Origin of the sequence: Streptomyces sp. ISL-12, from assembly GCF_018614415.1 — a bacterium.
Lineage (GTDB): Bacteria > Actinomycetota > Actinomycetes > Streptomycetales > Streptomycetaceae > Streptomyces.
On the sequence record NZ_JAGGOO010000119.1, the window covers coordinates 1 to 16,932 of the forward strand.

The 16,932-nt window shown below is 75.0% G+C and carries 14 protein-coding genes and 1 pseudogene; 5 read left to right on the forward strand and 10 right to left on the reverse strand.

Annotated features, from left to right (window positions below; genetic code table 11):
- Together J7I94_RS29350 and J7I94_RS29355 are read right to left on the reverse strand one after the other, a co-directional pair.
- On the reverse strand, positions 1-1,002 hold a 1,002-nt coding region (locus J7I94_RS29350; RefSeq protein ID WP_215171854.1), incomplete at its 3' end, for a serine protease.
- Positions 999-1,361, reverse strand: coding sequence for a CU044_2847 family protein (locus J7I94_RS29355; RefSeq protein WP_215171856.1), 363 nt, complete (start codon positions 1,359-1,361; stop codon positions 999-1,001). The genes J7I94_RS29350 and J7I94_RS29355, both read right to left, overlap by 4 nt.
- Before the next feature lie 256 nt (positions 1,362-1,617).
- Between J7I94_RS29355 and J7I94_RS29360 the strand changes: the two genes are divergently transcribed.
- Positions 1,618-5,253, forward strand: a complete 3,636-nt coding sequence (locus tag J7I94_RS29360) for a S8 family serine peptidase (RefSeq protein WP_215171877.1) — start codon at positions 1,618-1,620, stop codon at positions 5,251-5,253.
- 242 nt (positions 5,254-5,495) lie between these two features.
- Here J7I94_RS29360 and J7I94_RS29365 read toward each other — a convergent pair whose 3' ends face one another.
- Genes J7I94_RS29365 through J7I94_RS29375 form a run of 3 tightly spaced genes read right to left on the reverse strand, consistent with a single transcriptional unit; the run spans position 5,496 to position 9,588 of the window.
- Entirely contained in the window at positions 5,496-6,854 is a 1,359-nt protein-coding gene (locus J7I94_RS29365) for a carboxyl transferase domain-containing protein (protein WP_215171858.1), read from the reverse strand.
- Positions 6,847-8,292 carry an acyl-CoA synthetase gene (locus J7I94_RS29370; protein WP_215171859.1) on the reverse strand — a complete coding sequence of 482 codons (1,446 nt, stop codon included), beginning with the start codon at positions 8,290-8,292 and terminating at the stop codon, positions 6,847-6,849. Before J7I94_RS29370 ends, J7I94_RS29365 begins: the two co-directional genes overlap by 8 nt.
- 42 nt (positions 8,293-8,334) lie before the next feature.
- Positions 8,335-9,588, reverse strand: a complete 1,254-nt coding sequence (locus J7I94_RS29375; protein ID WP_215171861.1) for an SLC13 family permease — start codon at positions 9,586-9,588, stop codon at positions 8,335-8,337.
- A 112-nt stretch (positions 9,589-9,700) separates the two neighbouring features.
- Between J7I94_RS29375 and J7I94_RS29380 the strand changes: the two genes are divergently transcribed.
- Positions 9,701-10,420, forward strand: coding sequence for a FadR/GntR family transcriptional regulator (locus tag J7I94_RS29380; protein ID WP_215171863.1), 720 nt, complete (start codon positions 9,701-9,703; stop codon positions 10,418-10,420).
- 92 nt (positions 10,421-10,512) lie between these two features.
- Complete coding sequence (locus J7I94_RS29385) at positions 10,513-11,379, forward strand: RimK family alpha-L-glutamate ligase (protein ID WP_215171865.1); 867 nt, start codon at positions 10,513-10,515, stop codon at positions 11,377-11,379.
- Here the strand turns inward: J7I94_RS29385 and J7I94_RS29390 are convergent.
- Positions 11,357-11,950: a hypothetical protein gene (locus J7I94_RS29390; protein ID WP_215171867.1), complete on the reverse strand. Its 594-nt coding sequence runs from the start codon at positions 11,948-11,950 to the stop codon at positions 11,357-11,359. The two genes, J7I94_RS29385 and J7I94_RS29390, sit on opposite strands and share 23 nt — an antisense overlap.
- A gap of 122 nt (positions 11,951-12,072) precedes the next feature.
- Here J7I94_RS29390 and J7I94_RS29395 point away from each other — a divergent pair, with 122 nt between their 5' ends.
- On the forward strand, positions 12,073-12,846 hold the full coding sequence (locus J7I94_RS29395) for an IclR family transcriptional regulator (RefSeq protein WP_215171869.1): 774 nt from the start codon (positions 12,073-12,075) through the stop codon (positions 12,844-12,846).
- Positions 12,843-13,688 (forward strand): SMP-30/gluconolactonase/LRE family protein, encoded by an 846-nt coding sequence (locus J7I94_RS29400; RefSeq protein ID WP_215171871.1) that lies wholly within the window; start codon positions 12,843-12,845, stop codon positions 13,686-13,688. Before J7I94_RS29395 ends, J7I94_RS29400 begins: the two co-directional genes overlap by 4 nt.
- 129 nt (positions 13,689-13,817) lie before the next feature.
- On the opposite strand, the gene J7I94_RS39070 is transcribed toward J7I94_RS29400, so the two are convergent.
- The 4 genes and pseudogenes from J7I94_RS39070 to J7I94_RS29415 all read right to left on the reverse strand — a co-directional run.
- On the reverse strand, positions 13,818-13,952 hold the full coding sequence (locus tag J7I94_RS39070; protein WP_285442747.1) for a hypothetical protein: 135 nt from the start codon (positions 13,950-13,952) through the stop codon (positions 13,818-13,820).
- A gap of 38 nt (positions 13,953-13,990) precedes the next feature.
- Positions 13,991-15,391 (reverse strand): NAD(P)/FAD-dependent oxidoreductase, encoded by a 1,401-nt coding sequence (locus J7I94_RS29405; protein ID WP_215171873.1) that lies wholly within the window; start codon positions 15,389-15,391, stop codon positions 13,991-13,993.
- A 60-nt stretch (positions 15,392-15,451) separates the two neighbouring features.
- A complete protein-coding gene (locus tag J7I94_RS29410) occupies positions 15,452-16,636 on the reverse strand; it encodes an MAB_1171c family putative transporter (RefSeq protein ID WP_215171875.1) in 1,185 nt (394 codons plus the stop codon).
- Positions 16,637-16,700: 64 nt separating this feature from the next.
- Positions 16,701-16,932: pseudogene (locus J7I94_RS29415) on the reverse strand (DUF445 domain-containing protein); the annotation flags it as partial.

Here is a 16,932-nt window from a genome sequence, read left to right on the forward strand (position 1 = left end):
GGGGTACTGGTCGTCCGCGGACCGGTGGCCGGGGTACTGGTCGTCCGTGAACCGGTGGCCGGGGTACTGGTCGTCCGTGAACCGGTGGCCGGGGTACTGGTCGTCCGTGAACCGGTGGCCGGCGGTCGGGGCCGCGCCCCGGGGGCCGGGTGCGCTGCGCGGGTGGTCGGCCGTCCACTCGTCCAGGACCCGCTGGAGTCCGTCGGCGAACCGGTCCTCGGCGGCCAGGTCCGGGACCTCGGACCGTACGTACTCGGCGGCCTGGCGCAGCGAGGTGAACGGCCGCTCGGGCTGCGGGGCGAAGAGGTCCACGGCGGAGGCGTACAGCCGGTTCGGGTCGCAGTCCGGGCGGACCCGCTCGGCGCGCCGCAGCAGCGTCTCCAGCCGCCCCGCGTCCGGCCCGGGACGGGGCGCCGGCATCAGGTCGCCGAGCCCCTTCCAGTAGCGGGCCATGACCTCGACGGGCAGCATCCTGCCGACGTGCGAGCCCGTGGTGGAGACGACCATGCCGACGACCGAGTGGTCGCGGAGCGTGACCGCCGCCCCGCTGAACCCGCCCACCAGCGTCTGCCCGTGCGCCGTGAGCGCCTCCAACTGCATCCACTCGTCCGCGATGAGCGGCCCGGGCACGGCCCGGTAGGTGGCGAGCACACCGTCGTCCAGCCGGGACGGGAAGCCGTAGGCGACCAGTTCGGGGGCGCGGTGCGCCGCGCCGGGCGGGGCGAACACGGCGGGGCGCACGGACACCTTCCGCGCCAGTTCGAGGACCACCAGGTCGCCGCGGTCGTCGGAGTCCTCCCGCCAGGGTCCCCGGTCGACGACGCGGGCGGTCAGGTCGCCCAGGCCACGGTGGCCCGGGAAGGACACCGTGACCGGCTCGGTGTCGTGCCCTACGACGACGTGGGCGCAGGTGAGCAGCAGGCGTTCGGTGACGAGGAACCCCGCGCCGACCTCCCGGCCGCATCTGATCCGGGCGTGCCAGGCGGCCGTACCGCCGGTCACGATCCGGCGGCGGCCTCCCCGTCCGCCGGTGCCGTGGGGGCCGACGCCCCCGGTGACCAGTGCAGCTTCACCACCAAGTGGCCTTCCGCGGTGCCCTTGGCGATGACCGCGCCGGCCTCCGCGCTCAGCCGCACCCCGAACTCCAGCTCCACCGAGTCGGGTCTGAGGCTGCCGTCCCGGAAGACCCGCAGCGCGGAGGAGGCCGCCGCGCGCACGCCCTCCAGCGCGCTCTCGAAGGTGCGCGCCGCCTGCGCCGGGCCGTCACCACGGGAGACCAGGCGGGCGCCGGTCTCCTCGTCGACGGCCTCCACCACCACCTGGGCACCGTCCTCGGTCTTGAACTCCAGCAGTCCGTCCATGGTGCCGTCCGCTCCCCGTTGTGCCGTTCTTCCGCGCGTCTTCCTCACGCGGACGGACCTCATTGTGACGGACCGTGCTTGCTGGTGTCCTCTGTTATGCCGGTCGTTCACCGGGGCGCTGGCGGAAAACCGCCACTGCGCGCATCCGCCAGGTCCGGGCAACTCCCCTGTGACGCACGGGCCGTGAGACTCGTCCGGAACGACTTCAGGGAGAGGGGCGTGGATGATCACGAGAGGCGCGAGACGCGTGAGACGCATGAGGCGCGGGGGTTCCGGCCCGGCCCTGGCGGCCGTCGGACTGGTGTGCGCGCTGCTGCCGGCCGGCCCGGCGGCGTCGGCGGCGACCGCCGCGACCGCGACCGTGACGGCCCCGGAGCCCGCCGCGCGCGCGGACGCCCGGACCGTCACCCTGATCACCGGCGACCGCGTCACCGTCACCGAGGCCGGGGGCGGGAAGAAGACGGTCACGGTCGACCGGCCGAAGGGCGCCACCGGCGCCGTACGCACCCAGAACGCGAACGGCTCCGTCACCGTCGTACCGGACGAGGTCCTGCCCTACCTGCGGGCCGGCACGCTCGACGAACGGCTCTTCGACGTCACCGGGTTGCTGCGCCAGGGGCTCGGCGACACCGACTCCGGCGAACTGCCGCTGATCGTCACCTACGAGAAGGGCGCGCCGGTCGTCACGCCGCGCGGCACCGAGCGGACGCGGGCGCTGCCCAGTGTGCGCGGCGCGGCCGTCGAGGCGGACAAGGGCCGGGCCTTCTGGCGGGACTTCACCCGGCACAGCGGGGACGTCGACGGCGTCTGGCTCGACGGCCGGGTCAGCGCGGAGATGGCCGAAAGCAACGCCCAGATCGGCACCCCGGCGGCCTGGGACGCGGGCCTGACCGGCAAGGGCGTCACCGTCGCCGTCCTGGACAGCGGCGTGGACGCGGACCACCCGGACCTGAGCGGCCGGATAGCGGCCGCCCGCAGCTTCGTCGAGGGCGAGGAGGTCGCCGACCGGCACGGCCACGGCACCCACGTCACCTCCACGGTCGGCGGCAGCGGCGCCGCCTCCGACGGCAGGGAGAAGGGGGTCGCGCCCGGCGCCACGCTCGCCGTCGGCAAGGTCCTCGGCGACCAGGGCTCGGGCAGCGAGTCGCAGATCATCGCCGGCATGGAGTGGGCCGCGCGGGACGTGAAGGCGGACGTCATCTCGATGTCGCTGGGCTCCACCGAGCCCAGCGACGGCACCGACCCGATGGCGCGGGCCGTCGACACCCTGTCCGCCGAGACCGGCGCGCTCTTCGTGATCGCCGCCGGCAACACCGGCTCCCCGTCCTCCATCGGCTCGCCGGGCGCCGCCGACGCCGCGCTGACCGTCGGCGCCGTGGACTCCGCCGACGCGGCGGCCTGGTTCACCAGCGCCGGCCCCCGCTTCGGCGACAACGCCCTCAAGCCCGACCTGTCCGCCCCCGGCGTCGGCATCCTCGCCGCCCGCTCCACCCTCACCGAGGGCACCGGCGCCTACACCGCCATGGACGGTACGTCGATGGCGACCCCGCACGTCGCCGGGGTGGCCGCCCTGCTCGCCGAGGAGCACCCGGACTGGACCGGCGCACGGCTGAAGGACGCGCTGATGTCGACGTCGAAGCAACTCGACGCCTCCGCCTACCGACTCGGCGCGGGCCGGGTCAGCGTGCCGGACGCGATCGGCGCGGACGTCACCGCCACCGGAAGCGCCGACCTCGGCTTCCACTCCTGGCCGTACGAGGAGAACGAGCCGGTCACCCGGACCGTGACCTACTCCAACTCCTCGGACACGGACGTGGAGTTGAAGCTCTCGGTGCACGGCGCCCCCGAGGGCGTCGTCACCCTCGCCGACACCGCCCTCACCGTCCCCGCCCACGGCACCGCGTCCACCACCGTGACCGGCGACGGCACCGACGCGCCCGTCGGCGCCACCAGCGGCCGGATCGTGGCGGCCGGCGCGGCCGGGAAGACCGTCGCGCACACCGCGTTCGGCCTGGTCAAGGAGGAGGAGCGGTACACGCTCACCGTCCACGTCAAGGACCGTACGGGCGCGGCCACCGCCGCCGACCTGACCGTGCAGCGGCTGGCCGAGGGCGTCGACCCGGTCCCGGCGTACGTCGGTGACTCCGGCACCCTCGAACTGCGCCTGGCGCCGGGCACGTACAGCCTCTCCACCTTCCTCGACGTGCGCGGCAGTCACGGCGCCGACTCCCTCGGCCTCGGCTTCCTCGCCGCCCCCGAGGTGGTCGTCGACCGGGACCGCGAGATCACCCTCGACGGGCGCACGCTCCGCGAGATCCGCGCGGACGTGGACCGGCGCACCGAGACCCGGCAGCTCCTCATGGAGTACGACCGCAGCGCGCACGGCGCCGACCTGTTCGGCGCGGTCCAGGTGCCGGTGACGTACGACAGCGTCTTCGCGGCGCCCACCGGCCGCGAGGTCACCGAGGGCGGCTTCGAGTACCGGACGGTGTGGCGGCTGGGCAAGCCGCTCCTCACCGTCAAGGGCGTCGGGGAGGCCACCGTCCAGTCCGGCGGGACCCTGGCCGAGGGCCGCACCCGGCTGCCGCTGGTCGACGTGGGCGACGGGCCGGTCACCGGGGCGGAGGGCAAGGCGGTCCTCGCCCGGCTCACCGACGGCACCGACCCGGCCGCCCTCGCCCGGGCGGCTCAGGACGCGGGCGCGCGGGCGCTGTTCGTGACCGACGACAAGCCCGGCCGGCTGTCGGCCTGGTGGGGCACGGAGGACAACGCCGACCGCCCGCTGACCATCGCCACCGTGAACGCCGCCGACGCGGCCCGGCTGCGGCAGGCGGGCCGCGTCGACATGACCGGCACGCGCGACACGCCGTACACGTACGACCTGTCCGAAGGCCATCCCGGCGCGATCCCCGACCGGGACCTCACCTACCGCCCCGGCAAACGGGACTTGGCCGTCCTGAACGTCCGGTACCACGGCGCCGGGCCGTCCACCGGCGGCGAGTTCCGCTACTCGCTCACCGACACCTTCCCCCTCGGCCTCGGCTTCAAGGAGCGGATCGGGTTCCCCGCCGAGCGCACCGAGTACGTCTCCACCGGCCCCGGCCAGCTCTGGCACGAGTCGGTGGACTCGGCGGGCGGCGCGCTGGAGCAGCGCGGCGGACTGGTCTCCTACGAGGGCGGATCGCGCCCCACGCTGAACTGGTTCAAGCCGGTCTGGCACCCCTACCTCGGCACCGGCCTCGGCTGGGGGCAGCAGCGCGCGGGCGACCGGATGCGGTTCAACGCGCCCGGCTGGGGCGACTCGGGGCCGGACCACACCGGGTTCGGTGACGTGTACGGCGCGGAGAGCGGCCTGTCCCAGACCACGGCGGTGTACCAGGACGGGGAACTCGTCGACCGGATGAACGGGTCGACCGCCTACGTCCAGGACGCGCCGGCCGACGAGCACACGTACCGGCTCGTGACCGACACCGCGCTGGACGCGGAGCGCTGGGGGACCGGGGCGACGGGTCACGCCGAGTGGACCTTCCGGTCGTCGGCGACCCCGGAGGACCGGTACACCTACCTCCCGCTGATCAACCTCTCCTTCGACGTCGGCACCGACCTCGCGGGCACGGTGCGCGCCGGCCACCGGCTCGGCATCGGGCTGGGCGCGGAGTACGTGGCGGGGGCGCCGGACACCGGGACCCTCGGCGGCGGGAAGCTCGACGTCTCCTACGACGACGGGACGACCTGGACGTCCGTCCGGCTGACCGGCGGCAAGGGCGCGACCTGGCAGGGCACGCTGAACGTGCCCCGCGACGCGGCCTCCGTCTCGCTGCGCGCCTCGGCGTGGGACGACCGGGGCGGCTCGGTGACGCAGGAGATCGTCCGGGCGGTGGGCGTCCGTTAGGGAACACGCGGACGGCGCCGCCTCCCTGGGACGGGGAGACGGCGCCGCCGCTGTTCTGCCGTACGTACCTCAGACCAGCCAGCCCACGAAGTGGACGAGGCCGGCGAGGATGTCGGTGAGAACGTTCATGTGAGTACTGCTCCTTGCGTGATTACTGCGATGTGGGACCTACGCCGACCACGGTCTGCAGCCCGTCGCTTGCGCACCGTCAGTCTCGTCGGTCTCACCGGCCGCAGGCGCGCTCATGAGCGACGATCACCTGTTCCAGGGAACACCTGCTCGCTTGTTCGGATCACGCCAAGGTGCGCCAAGTCCTGCGGGCGCAGGCGCAGTTGGTCGGCGGTCTCGTCCGCTCGCTCCGGCGGCCGCTTCAGGATCGACGCCGCCGCCTCCGGTCCGATGACCGAGAAGTAGCTGTCCGGGGTGGCCCAGGTCCGCCCCGGTGCCGCCAGCGCCAGCGCCCCGCCCGAGCCGCCCTCGCCGATGAGCAGCGTGGTGACGGGCGTACGGGCGACGGCCACCGCGCCGAACAGTTCGGCGATGGCCGGCCCCGCCCCCTGCCGTTCGGCCTCGGCGTCGTTGGCGGCGCCCGGGGTGTCCACCAGCGTCAGCACCGGGATGCCGAGCCGGTCCGCGAGCCGGATCAGCCGGGCGGCGGTGCGGTACCCGGCGGGGCGGGTCGCGGTCCCGGTCTGGGCGGCGTACGCGACGGTCCGTCCGGCCCGGGTGCCGAAGCCGCACAGGATGCCCTCCGGGTCGGTGCCGCCGCAGCGGTCGCCGCTGATCTCGGCGCGGTCGGTGAAGTAGGCGTCCAGGTAGGCACGGGCGCGCGGACGCTCCGGCGCGCGCGCCCGGCGCACCGCCTCCCGGCCGCTGTCCGGCGGCGCGGTCGCGCCGAGCGGGGCGGGGACGGGGGCCGGTTCGGTGGAGGGACGGGTGAGCAGCCGCAGCCAGTGGCCCAGCGTCCGGCGCAGCTCGCCGGGTGGTACGACGGCGTCCGCCGAGCCCGCCGCGACCTGCGCCTCGGCGGTGTACGCCGCCGGGTCGGCGTCCGGCGGCCGGACCCGGGACCCGGCGAAGCCGACCTGCGCGCCGGGCAGCGCCAGCACCACGTCGGCAGCGGCCCCGAGGGTCGCCCAGCCGCCCCCGGCGGTGGGGTCGCGCAGGACGGCGATCTGCGCCAGCCCGGCCTCCCTGGTCAGCGCCGACTGCCGGGCCACCCGCTGGAGCTGGGTGAGCGCCAGCATGCCCTCCTGCATCCGGCTGCCGCCGGTGGCGACCAGCGGGACGACCGGCAGCCGGTGGGCGCGGGCACAGGTGTACGCCGCCTCCAGCCGGTCCCCGGTGCGCTGTCCCAGCGAGCCGCCGAGGAAGCCGAACTCGAAGGCGATCAGCACGGCCTCGGTGCCCTCGATCCGCCCGGTGCCGCAGACGACGGACTCCGACTCGCCGGTCCGCTCGGCGGCACGGGCGCGGGAGGCGTCGTAGCCCGGCCAGCCGAGGGGACCGTCGGGTCCGTACTCCCTTTCCGGATACGGGAGTTCGGTGAAGTCGTCGGTGAGCCGGGCGAGCAGGCGGCGGGCGGGGAGCCGCTCAGTCATGGCTCAGCGACCGCTTCATGATCTTCCCCATGTCGTTGCGGGGCAGGGCGTCGAGGTGGCGCAGGACCCGGGGCCGCTTGTGCGGAGCGAGGCGGGCGGCGACGTGATCGGCCAGTTCCGCCAGCGCGGGCGGGGCCTGCGGGTCGGCGGGCACCACCCACGCCACGATCCGCTCGCCGAGGTCGGCGTCCGGTTCGCCGGTGACGGCCGCCTCCTTCACCGCCGGGTGTTCCAGGAGCGCGTTCTCGATCTCCCCGGCGCCGATCTTGTACCCGCCGCTCTTGATGAGGTCGGTGGCCTTGCGGCCGACGATGCGGACATAGCCGTCGGGGTCGCGGACCGCCATGTCGCCGGTGCGGAAGTATCCGTCGGCGGTGAAGGCGGCGGCGGTGGCGTCGGGGCGGTTGAGGTACTCGGTGAACAGGTTGGGCCCGCGCACCTGGATCTCGCCGACGGTCTCCCCGTCGTACGCCGTGACCTCCGACCCGTCCTCCTCCACGAGCCGCAGCTCCACCCCCGGCAGCGGCACGCCCACCGTCCCGGCGCGGGCCTCGCCGTCGGCGCGGACGCTGGTGTTCATCAGCGTCTCGGTCATCCCGTACCGCTCGACGACCCGGCGTCCGGTGGCGGCGGCGATCCGCTCGTGGTCGTGGACGGGCAGCGCGGCGGAGCCGGAGACCAGCAGCCGGGCCCCGGTCAGCGCCTTGACCAGTTCGGGTTCGGCGGGCAGCGCCTCCGCGATGCGGTGGTACATGGTCGGCACGCCGAAGAGCATGGTGGCGCCGTCGTTCAGCTCGCGCGCCACGCCCTCGGTGGAGAACCGCCCCAGGTGCCGTACCGACCCGCCGCGCCGGATGGGCCCGAGGGTGCCGAGGACCAGCCCGTGCACATGGAACAGCGGCAGCCCGTGCACCAGGACGTCGTCCCCCGTCCAGCCCCAGGCGTCGGCGAGCGCGTCGAGGGTGGTGGCGACGGCCCGGCGGGACAGGACGGCGCCCTTGGGCGGCCCGGTGGTGCCGGAGGTGTAGACGACCAGCGCCGGGTCGCCGTCCTCGGCGTCCTGCGCCGGCACCGGCCCCCGGGCGTCCACGTCGACGTCGACGCGGGACAGGGCGGCGAGCGGCGCCGGGAGTCCGTCGCCGGGGGCGGCCAGGACCAGCGACGGCGCGCTGTCGGAGAGGATGTGCCGCAGCTCCTTCTCGCCCGACTTCGGGTTGAGCGGTACGGCGGGCACGCCGGCCAGCAGCGCGGCGACCACGGCGACGGCGGTCTCCAGCGACGGGGTCGCCCAGACGGCCACCCGGCCGGCCCCGCCGAGCCGCTGAGCCGTGGCACCGGCCGCGGCGGCCAGTTCCGCGTAGGTCAGGGAGCGTGCGCCGAACCGCAGGGCGGGCCGGTCGGCGGGGGCGCCGGTGAGGGCCGGGAAGAGTGAGGACACGAGTACTGCTCCTTTGCTCCGCTTACGAGCGCATACGAGCGCTTACGAGTTGGGCACGACCAGCACCAGCCACGCCAGGGCCGGCACCACCGCCACCACGACTCCTCCGTACACCATCAGCTGCCGGAAGAAACGATCACGGTCGACATCCGGTGCCGCCGCCAGCACCAGCGCCCCGTTGGTGGAGAACGGGCTGACGTCCACCACCGTCGCCGACACCGCCAGCGCCGCGACCATGCCGACCGCTCCGATCTCGCCCTGCGCGAGGAACGGCACGGCCAGCGGGATCAGCGCCCCCATGATCCCCACCGAGGAGGCGAACGCCGACACCAGCGCGCCGATGTAGCAGAGCAGCAGGGCGGCCAGCAGCGGTACGCCGATGGAGCCGACGCCCTCGCCGGCCCAGGTGATGGTGCCCATCTCCTGGAGGACACCGACGTAGGTCAGCACACCGCAGATCAGCAGCACCGTGGACCAGGCGATCTCGGTCACCGCGCGGCGGCTGTCGTCCGGCCAGACGGTGCTGAGCAGCACGGCCAGCGTGACGGCGGTCAGCCCCGCGTCCAGGTCGAAGCCGAGGACGGCGACGACGAGGGCGGCCAGGGCGGCGAGGGTGGCGACCCGGGCGGGGGAGAGCCGTACCGGCCCGTCCTCGTCGGCGTCCGCCACCGGGCCGTCGGCGGCCCCCCGCGCCCACAGCTTCCGCCCCCCGAACAGCGCGAACACCACGCCGGCGATGACGAGGTTGGCGAGCAGCGACGCGAGGAACAGCCCGATCTCGCTTCCCGGCAGCTTCTCCCGCTCGACGATCCCGTTGACGATCGACCCGTAGATGCTGATCGGTGAGAAACCGCCGGCCTGGGCGCCGTGCACGACCATCGTGCCCATCAGCAGCGGGCTGATCCGGTACCGGGTGGCGAAGCTGAGCGCGACCGGCGCGACGATCGCGACGGCCGCCGGACTGACCGCGCCGATCGCGGTGAGCGCCCCGGTGAGCGCGAACATCACCCACGGGATCAGCGCCACCCGCCCCCGCACCAGCCGCACCGCGGCGTGCACCAGCCAGTCGGTGGTGCCGTTGGCCCGCGCGATGGCGAACAGGTACGTGACACCGACCAGGACGACGAAGAGATCACCGGGGAACCCGGCGAAGATGCCGTCCGCGTCGAGGTCCGCGACGAGGGTGCCGACCCCGAAGGCGGCGGCGAAGGCGAGGGCGCCCATGTTGACGGAACGCGTGGTGGCGACGGTGAACACCACGACGAGCACGAGGATCGAGACGAGTTCGGGGGACATGCGGGCTCAGCGTGGGCCCGCCGCCGGACACCGTCAAGGGGTCGCGCACGAATTGGCTCAGCCACTCGACCACTTCGCCAGGGTGTTAACCTCCCGTCGGGAGGGGGGGACCGTGACCGACGCCTTGCGCCCGATGCCCCGGCAGCGCCTGTACGAGCAGGTGCTCCAGCGGCTGCGGCAGTACGTCGCCGAGGGCGGCCTGCGCGCCGGCGACCGCCTCCCGCCCGAACGGGACCTCGCCCAGCGGCTCGGGGTCAGCCGGGCCTCGGTGAAGCAGGCCATCGTGGTCCTGGAGGTCCAGGGCCTGGTGGAGGTGCGGCACGGCGGCGGCACGTACCTCGTCCGGGACAGCCTCGACGTCGAACCGGTCGAGGAGATGGTGGAGCGCCGCCGGCGGCTGCCGGACGTCCTGGAGGCCCGCGAGGCCCTGGAGACCAAACTCGCCGAACTGGCCGCCGAGCGCCGCACGGACGCCGACCTCACGGCGATGCGGTCCGCGCTGGAGGTCATGGCCGAGGAGATCGCGGCGGGCGGGCACGGCGTCGAGGGCGACCGCCTGTTCCACGCGGCGGTGACGGCGGCGGCGCACAGCGGCCTGCTCGCGGAGTTCATGCGCTCCATCGCCCCGCAGATCGCCGAGAGCCGCACGGAGTCCCTGCGCCAGCCCGCCCGCCCGGCCCGCTCCCTCGCCCAGCACCACGCCATCCTGGACGCGATCACCGCGGGCGACCCCCGCCGGGCGGCCACCGCCATGCGCCGCCACGTCCGTACGGTGGCGAAGGTCCGGCTGCTGGACTGGGAGCCGGAGGGTGAGAGTCCAGGGGAGGGCTGAGCCCGTCTCCCCGGAGCCGACGTGCCATCCGTTCCGAGGGGGTTGCTAGCCTGCCCGGCGGTCAGACCGTCCTACGAGGTTGGAGCCCGCCCGTGTCCCGTATCGCACTCGTCACCTGCCGTCCCGGGCCGCAGGTCGGTGTCGACCGTGATCTGCCGGTGCTGGAGAGCGCGTTGCGACAGGCCGGGGCCGACGTGTCCGTCGCCGTGTGGGACGACCCCGGCGTCGACTGGGACCGGTTCGACCTCGTGCTCATACGGTCGACCTGGGACTACAGCTGGCGGGCGGAGGAGTTCGTCGCTTGGGCGGAGAGGGTGCCGCGGCTGGCCAACCCCGCCGGGATCGTGCGGTGGAACGCCGACAAGCGGTACCTCGGGGACCTCGCGGACGCCGGTGTCGCGGTCGTCCCCACCCGGTACCTCGCCCCCGGCGACCCCGCCGACCTCCCCGACGACCACGAGTACGTGATCAAGCCGGCCTCCGGCGCCGGGGCCCGGTACGCCGCCCGCTACACACCCGGCGAGCACGCCACCGCCGTAGGGCATCTGGAGCGGATGCACGCCGAGGGGCTGACGGCGATGGTGCAGCCGTACCAGCGGGGTGTGGACACCGGCGGGGAGCGGGCGTTCCAGTACTTCGGCGGGGAGTTGCTGCACGTCAGCCGCAAGGGGGCGGTGCTCGCGCCCGGGACGCCGTTCGACGAGCGCAAGGTCGCCCATCCGGGCCTGGAGCCGTGGACGCCGTCGCTGGAGGAGGCGGCGGTCGCGCGGCGGGCGCTGGCCAACGTGCCGGGCGGGGAGGAGTTGCTGTACGCGCGCGTGGACCTCGTCGACGGGGAGGACGGGCGGCCGCGGGTGATGGAACTGGAGCTGGTCGAGCCCAACCTCTTCCTGTGGCTGCACCCGGGGTCCCTGGAGCGGGTGGTCGCGGCGGTGCTCAAGGCCGCGGGCGGTCACTGACCGCCGTGCGTTGCAGCAGGCCCCAGGTGAACTCGGCGACGACGTCGCGCGGGGTGCCGTCCGGGTCCGGGGCGGTGAAGGCGAGGCCCCAGCGTGTGGGGGCCGAGCCCTGGAGGGGCCGGGCGGGGGCGAAGGCGCGGGCCGCCTCGTCGACCGTGCAGGACCAGGGGGTCAGGTCGGCGAGGGTGCGCAGGGCGGGGCCCTGGGCGGAGGGGGCGCGGACCAGCCACGCGTTCCACACCGCGCCGTCCGCCCCCACCAGGACCTCGAAGCGCAGGTCCGGCCAGAGGGGGAGGGGCCACAGGCGGGCCTCGCAGTCGAGGTCGCCGACGCGGCGGGGGAACGTCGACTCCGGGGGGCCGAGGACCGAACGGTAGCGTGAGGCGGCCGAGCGGGAACGGGGGGAACGGAGCATCGCCTGCCAGCGCTTGTTGGCCTCCCGCATCTCCGTGAGCGAGGCGCCGAGCGCGCGGCGGGCGTCGTCCACCAGGCCGGGGTTGTGGTCGGCCATGCGGCGCAGCAGGACCAGGTGGAAGTCGACGGGGGTGAAGGGACGCGGTGCGGACGGCATGGAGTCATCGTGTCGCACCGCGTCGCAGGACCGTTGCCCGCACGGAAGGCGTGTGGTTAGCCTTTGTTCGCGATTCCGATCGCCTGTTGAAATATCGAACGCTGAGAGAGGGGGAGCCGTACATGGGACGTCTCGTACCAGCCGTGACCAGGGCTCTCGACATCCTTGAGCTCTTCCTCGACGGGGACGGCACACTCTCCGCCCCCGACATCGTGCGCCGGCTCCAGCTGCCGCGCACCACCGTGCACGAGCTGGTCACCACGCTCGCCGCCCGCAAGTACATCGTCCCCGTGTCCGGGCAGCCCGGACGGTACCGGCTCGGCGTACGTCCCTACCAGCTCGGGGCGCGCTACGCCGAGCACCTCGACCTCGCCGCCGAGGGGCAGCAGGTCGCCCGGACCGTCGCCGAGACCTGCGACGAGACGGTGCACGTGGCGATCCTGGAGGACACCGACGTCATCTACATCGCCAAGGTGGACTCCACGCACGCCGTGCGGATGGTGTCGGCGGCCGGGCGGCGGCTGCCCGCCCACTGCACCTCCGTCGGCAAGATGCTGCTGGCGTCCCTGCCCGCGCACGAGCTGGCGGCCCGTCTGCCGGACGGTGCCGAGCTGACCGGGATGACGCCGAACAGCATCACCGACCCGGCCGCCCTGCGCGAGGCCCTGGCGGAGATCCGGGAGCGGGGCATAGCGGTGGAGAGCCGCGAGTCCAACCCGGACGTCAGCTGCGTGGCCGCCCCGGTCCGCGACCGCACCGGCCGGGTCGTGGCGGCGCTGTCCATCTCCGTCCCCATGATCCGCTGGAGCGACGAGCGCCGCGCGGAACTGGAACAACTCGCCGCCAAGGGCGCGGCTGACCTGTCGGAACACCTCGGATACCGGAGCGCGGCATGACGACCATCGACGTGGCGGTACGGGCGGAAGCGGAGCTGGGCGAGGGGCCCACCTGGGACGCGGAGGCCGCCCGGCTGATCTGGGTGGACATCCTCGGCTGCCGGGTGCACACCTACGACCCGGCCACCGGCCGCCGTACCGTCCGCACGACCGAGCAGCACGTGGGCGCCGCCAAGCCGCGCGCGGGCGGCGGCCTCGTCCTCAACCTCCGGGACGGCATCGCGCTGCTCGACCCCGACGGCTCGCTGCGCATGGCGCACCGCGAGGCGGTCCCGGGCCGCCGCGCCAACGACGCCGCCGTCGCCCCGGACGGCAGCCTGTGGGCCGGCACCATGCGCTACGACGAGACACCGGGCGGCGGCACGCTCTCCCGGCTCACCGCCGACGGCACGCACACCACCGTCCTGGACGACGTCGCGGTCAGCAACGGCACCGGCTGGAGCCCCGACGGGCGGCTGATGTACTACATCGACTCGCCGACCCGCCGCGTCGACGTCTTCGACCACGACGGCGGCCGGATCTCCGGCCGGCGGACGCTGGCCGTCGTCGAGGACGGCGCCGGGTTCCCGGACGGGCTCACCGTCGACGCCGACGGCTGCGTGTGGGTGGCGCTCTGGGACGGGGCGGGCGTCCGCCGGTACACGCCGGACGGGCGGCTGGACCGGGTGGTCGAGCTGCCCGTGCCGCGTGTGACGGCGTGCGCCTTCGGCGGCGCCGACCTCACCGACCTGTACGTCACCACCGCCCGCACCGGCCTCACCGCCCCGCACCCGCTCGCCGGGTCGGTCCTGGTGGTACCGGGGGTGGGGAAGGGGCTGGCGCAGCCGTCGTTCGCGGGGTGAGGTGGGGGTGACGGGTCGGTCGGCGGGCTGGTCTACGGGCCGGTCCGCGGGCCGGTTGGCGGGGCTGGTCCGCGGGCCGGTCGGCGGGCTGTCGGCGGGGCTGGTCTATGGGCCGGTTTACGGGCTGGTCTACGGTCCGGTCGGCGGGCTGGACCACGGGTCGGTCCACGGGTCGGTCCACGGGTCGGTCCACGGGTCGGTCCACGGGTCGGTCCACGGGTCGGTCGGCGGGCTGGTCCACGCCTGGTCCACGGGCCGGTCCACAGGCCGGTCGGTGGGCTGCCGGCGGGCCGTCGCCGCCGTCAGCCTCCGACGCGGTCCAGGCCGCGCAGGACCTCCCGTTCGCCGGGCGTCAGCGGCGGCTCGGCGGCGGGCGGCAGCGCCGGTCCGCCGAGGGTGGCCAGCAGGGTGTCGGGGCGCAGCAGCCGCCCCGGCCCGGTGCGCAGGCTCGTCACGTCCCACAGGGCGGCGGCGGCCGGGTACGAGCCGGTCGCCGTGCGCGTCAGCCGGCGGGTGTACGCGGCGACGAGGTGGTCGGCGGCGTTCGGCCGGCCGCCGCGCGCCTCGGGGTACCGGACGTCCTGGCTGACCGCCATCGCCCAGGCCGCGTCGACCGGCCGGGCCGCCCCGCGCTGCACCCGGCGGGCCAGCCCCGGCACGTCCACGCCGCCGCGCCGCACCTCGCGGCCGAGCACCCGCGCGCCGAGCGCGGCCACCGACATGCCCTGCCCGTAGGCCGGGTTGAACGTGGCCAGCGCGTCCCCGAGGACCACGAACCGCTCCGGCCACTGCCGGGCCCGCTCCACATAGCGCCGTACGTTGCTGGTGGAGCGGCTGACGTGGACGTCGGTGAGGGGCTCCGCTCCCGAGATCAGCCGGCCGACGATCGGGTCGGGCAGGTCCAGGGTGTACTGGAGGAAGCCGTCCGGGTCGGCGGGGGGTTCGCCGCCCCGGGTGCCGGCCAGGCTGACCATCCAGCGGCCGTCCTCGATCGGCAGCACCATGCCGCTGCGGCCGGGCCGGCCGGCGTGCGGGTCGGCCTGCACGATGGTCAGCGGGAACCGCTCGGCGCCCTCGGGCATCCGGTAGACGCGGGTGGCGTTGACCAGACCGGCGTCCACGGTCCGCTCGCGCACCGCCGGGACACCGAGCCCGCGCAGCCAGTGCGGGAGGCGGCTGCCCCGTCCGCTCGCGTCCACCACCAGGTCGGCGTCGAGGTCCGCCTCCCCGTCCCCGGCCGCGATCCGCACCCCCGTCACCCGCCGCGCGTCGCCCGCCGGGCCCCGCACGTCGGCCTTGCGGACGGTGACGCCGGTGGTGTGGTCGAGGACGGCCCGGCGTACCGCCCAGTCCAGCAGGGCGCGGCTGCACGTGATCATGTGCGGTCCCTCGCGGCGCCAGCGGCGCAGCCAGCCCTCGGGGCTGAGCGCCAGCATGCCCGAGGCCAGGGGTATCTCCCGGGCGCCGGCGGCCAGCAGCCGCGCCCGCATGTCCAGCCCGGGCACGAGGTCGTCCATCGCCGCCAGACCGCCGGCCATCAGCAGGTGCGCGTGGCGGCCCTGGGGCACGCCCCGGCGGTGGTCCGGACCGTCGGGCAGGTCGTCGCGTTCCAGTACGACCACCTCGTCGACGGCGGTGGACAGGGCCGCCGCGGCCAGCATGCCGGCCAGGCCGGCACCGATGACGACAGCTCTACGCGACATGGGTCTCCCTTGGTCCGGCCGGGTCAACGGCCTTGGTGTCAGCCTTCGTTCGGGCCTCGTTCAGCCCTGGTCGCGGCCGTGGGCGGCCCTCACCGTACCGTCGCGCACCGCGCCGGCGGGTGATCGTTCCATGGCCTGGGCCAGTTCGACCAGACCGCCGGTGCCGGAGACCTCCGTGGCCCGCAGCCGGTAGGTGCTCGGGCTGTCCAGGGGTTCCTCGCGGGCGGCGGCGCGGCGGGCGGCGTCGGTGAGCATCGCCGCCTCCGCGGCCAGCCGGGCCCGGTGCGGGTCGCTGCCCGCGCGCAGGGCGGCGTCCCGGGCCGTGACCCGCACCCGGTCGTCGAAGTACGGGGCGAGCGCCAGCAGGGCGTCGTGGATGGACACCTCCCGCCACTGGAGGCGCTCGCGCGGGGAGCGCCACCAGGAGGCGGCCGGTTTGGGAGCGGTCGGCACGAACCGCAGCAGCGCCGCCAGCGGGGCCAGCCGCCGGTAGTCGCCCAGGCCCCGCCAGTGCGCGACGGCGCTCGGCAGCAGCCGCGGCAGGACGAACCCGGCGGAGCAGGTCAGCGCGCCGAGCGAGGCCATGGGCGGGGCGACGTAGGTGGACAGGAAGTCCAGGTCGTGCCCGGTCAGCCGGGCGACGACGGCGGTGTACTTGGTCGCCTGGAAGCCGATCGTGTCCAGCAGCACGCCCACCATGATCAGCCGCAGCCCGGTGCGCAGCAGGCCGGTCACCTCGCGGCCCCACTTCAGGCACATCACGCACATCGCCAGCGTCGCCGCGGTGTGTCCGGCGAGGTAGAGCAGGATCATCTCCCGCAGGTACGGCGTGTTCGCGTAGTAGGTGTCCAGGTCGGAGAGGCGCTCGGTGTCCGCGTCGGCCAGCACGAACAGGACGACGAGGGCGGCCACCAGCAGCGCGTACGCGGCGATCGTGCCCAGCACCAGGCGGCGCACCCGGTCCCCGGGGCCGCCCCGCCACAGGATCAGCAGCACCACCAGCGAGCAGCTGTACGCCGAGAGCATCCCGTAGGTCAGCGGGGCGCCGAAGTTGGGGACGCCGGTGAGGTCGTTGACGGTGGCCAGCGTCAGCGGGGCCGCGCAGACCAGGACGAGGGCGCCGAGGAGGATGGTGGCGCAGGTGGACAGGACCGTGGGGTTGCGCACGGCGGTGGCGGGCCGGCGCAGCAGTACGACGCAGGACAGCCCGAACACCAGGGCCGCCACATACACGACGACACTCATACCGGCCTCCGTGCGTGCCGTAGCGTGCGCTGTCGCGCGTGCCGTCGCGCGGGTGCCGCCGTGTTCACGGGGTCCCCGTGGGCGTGGACGCGGTGGCGTCGAGGGCGCGGGCGGCGGTACGGGGGAGAGGGCCGGCCAACGCGTCGGCGACCCGCGCGAGCGCCTCCGGGCCGGGCACACGCAACGGCCCCCGGTCCTCGCGGTCACGGGCCGGCGCCCGCGTCGCCGTGCCCAGGTCGGCGGCCGGGCCCGGCCGGGCGCCCGGGCCTGCGCCTGGCCTGGAGCCCGTGCCCGCT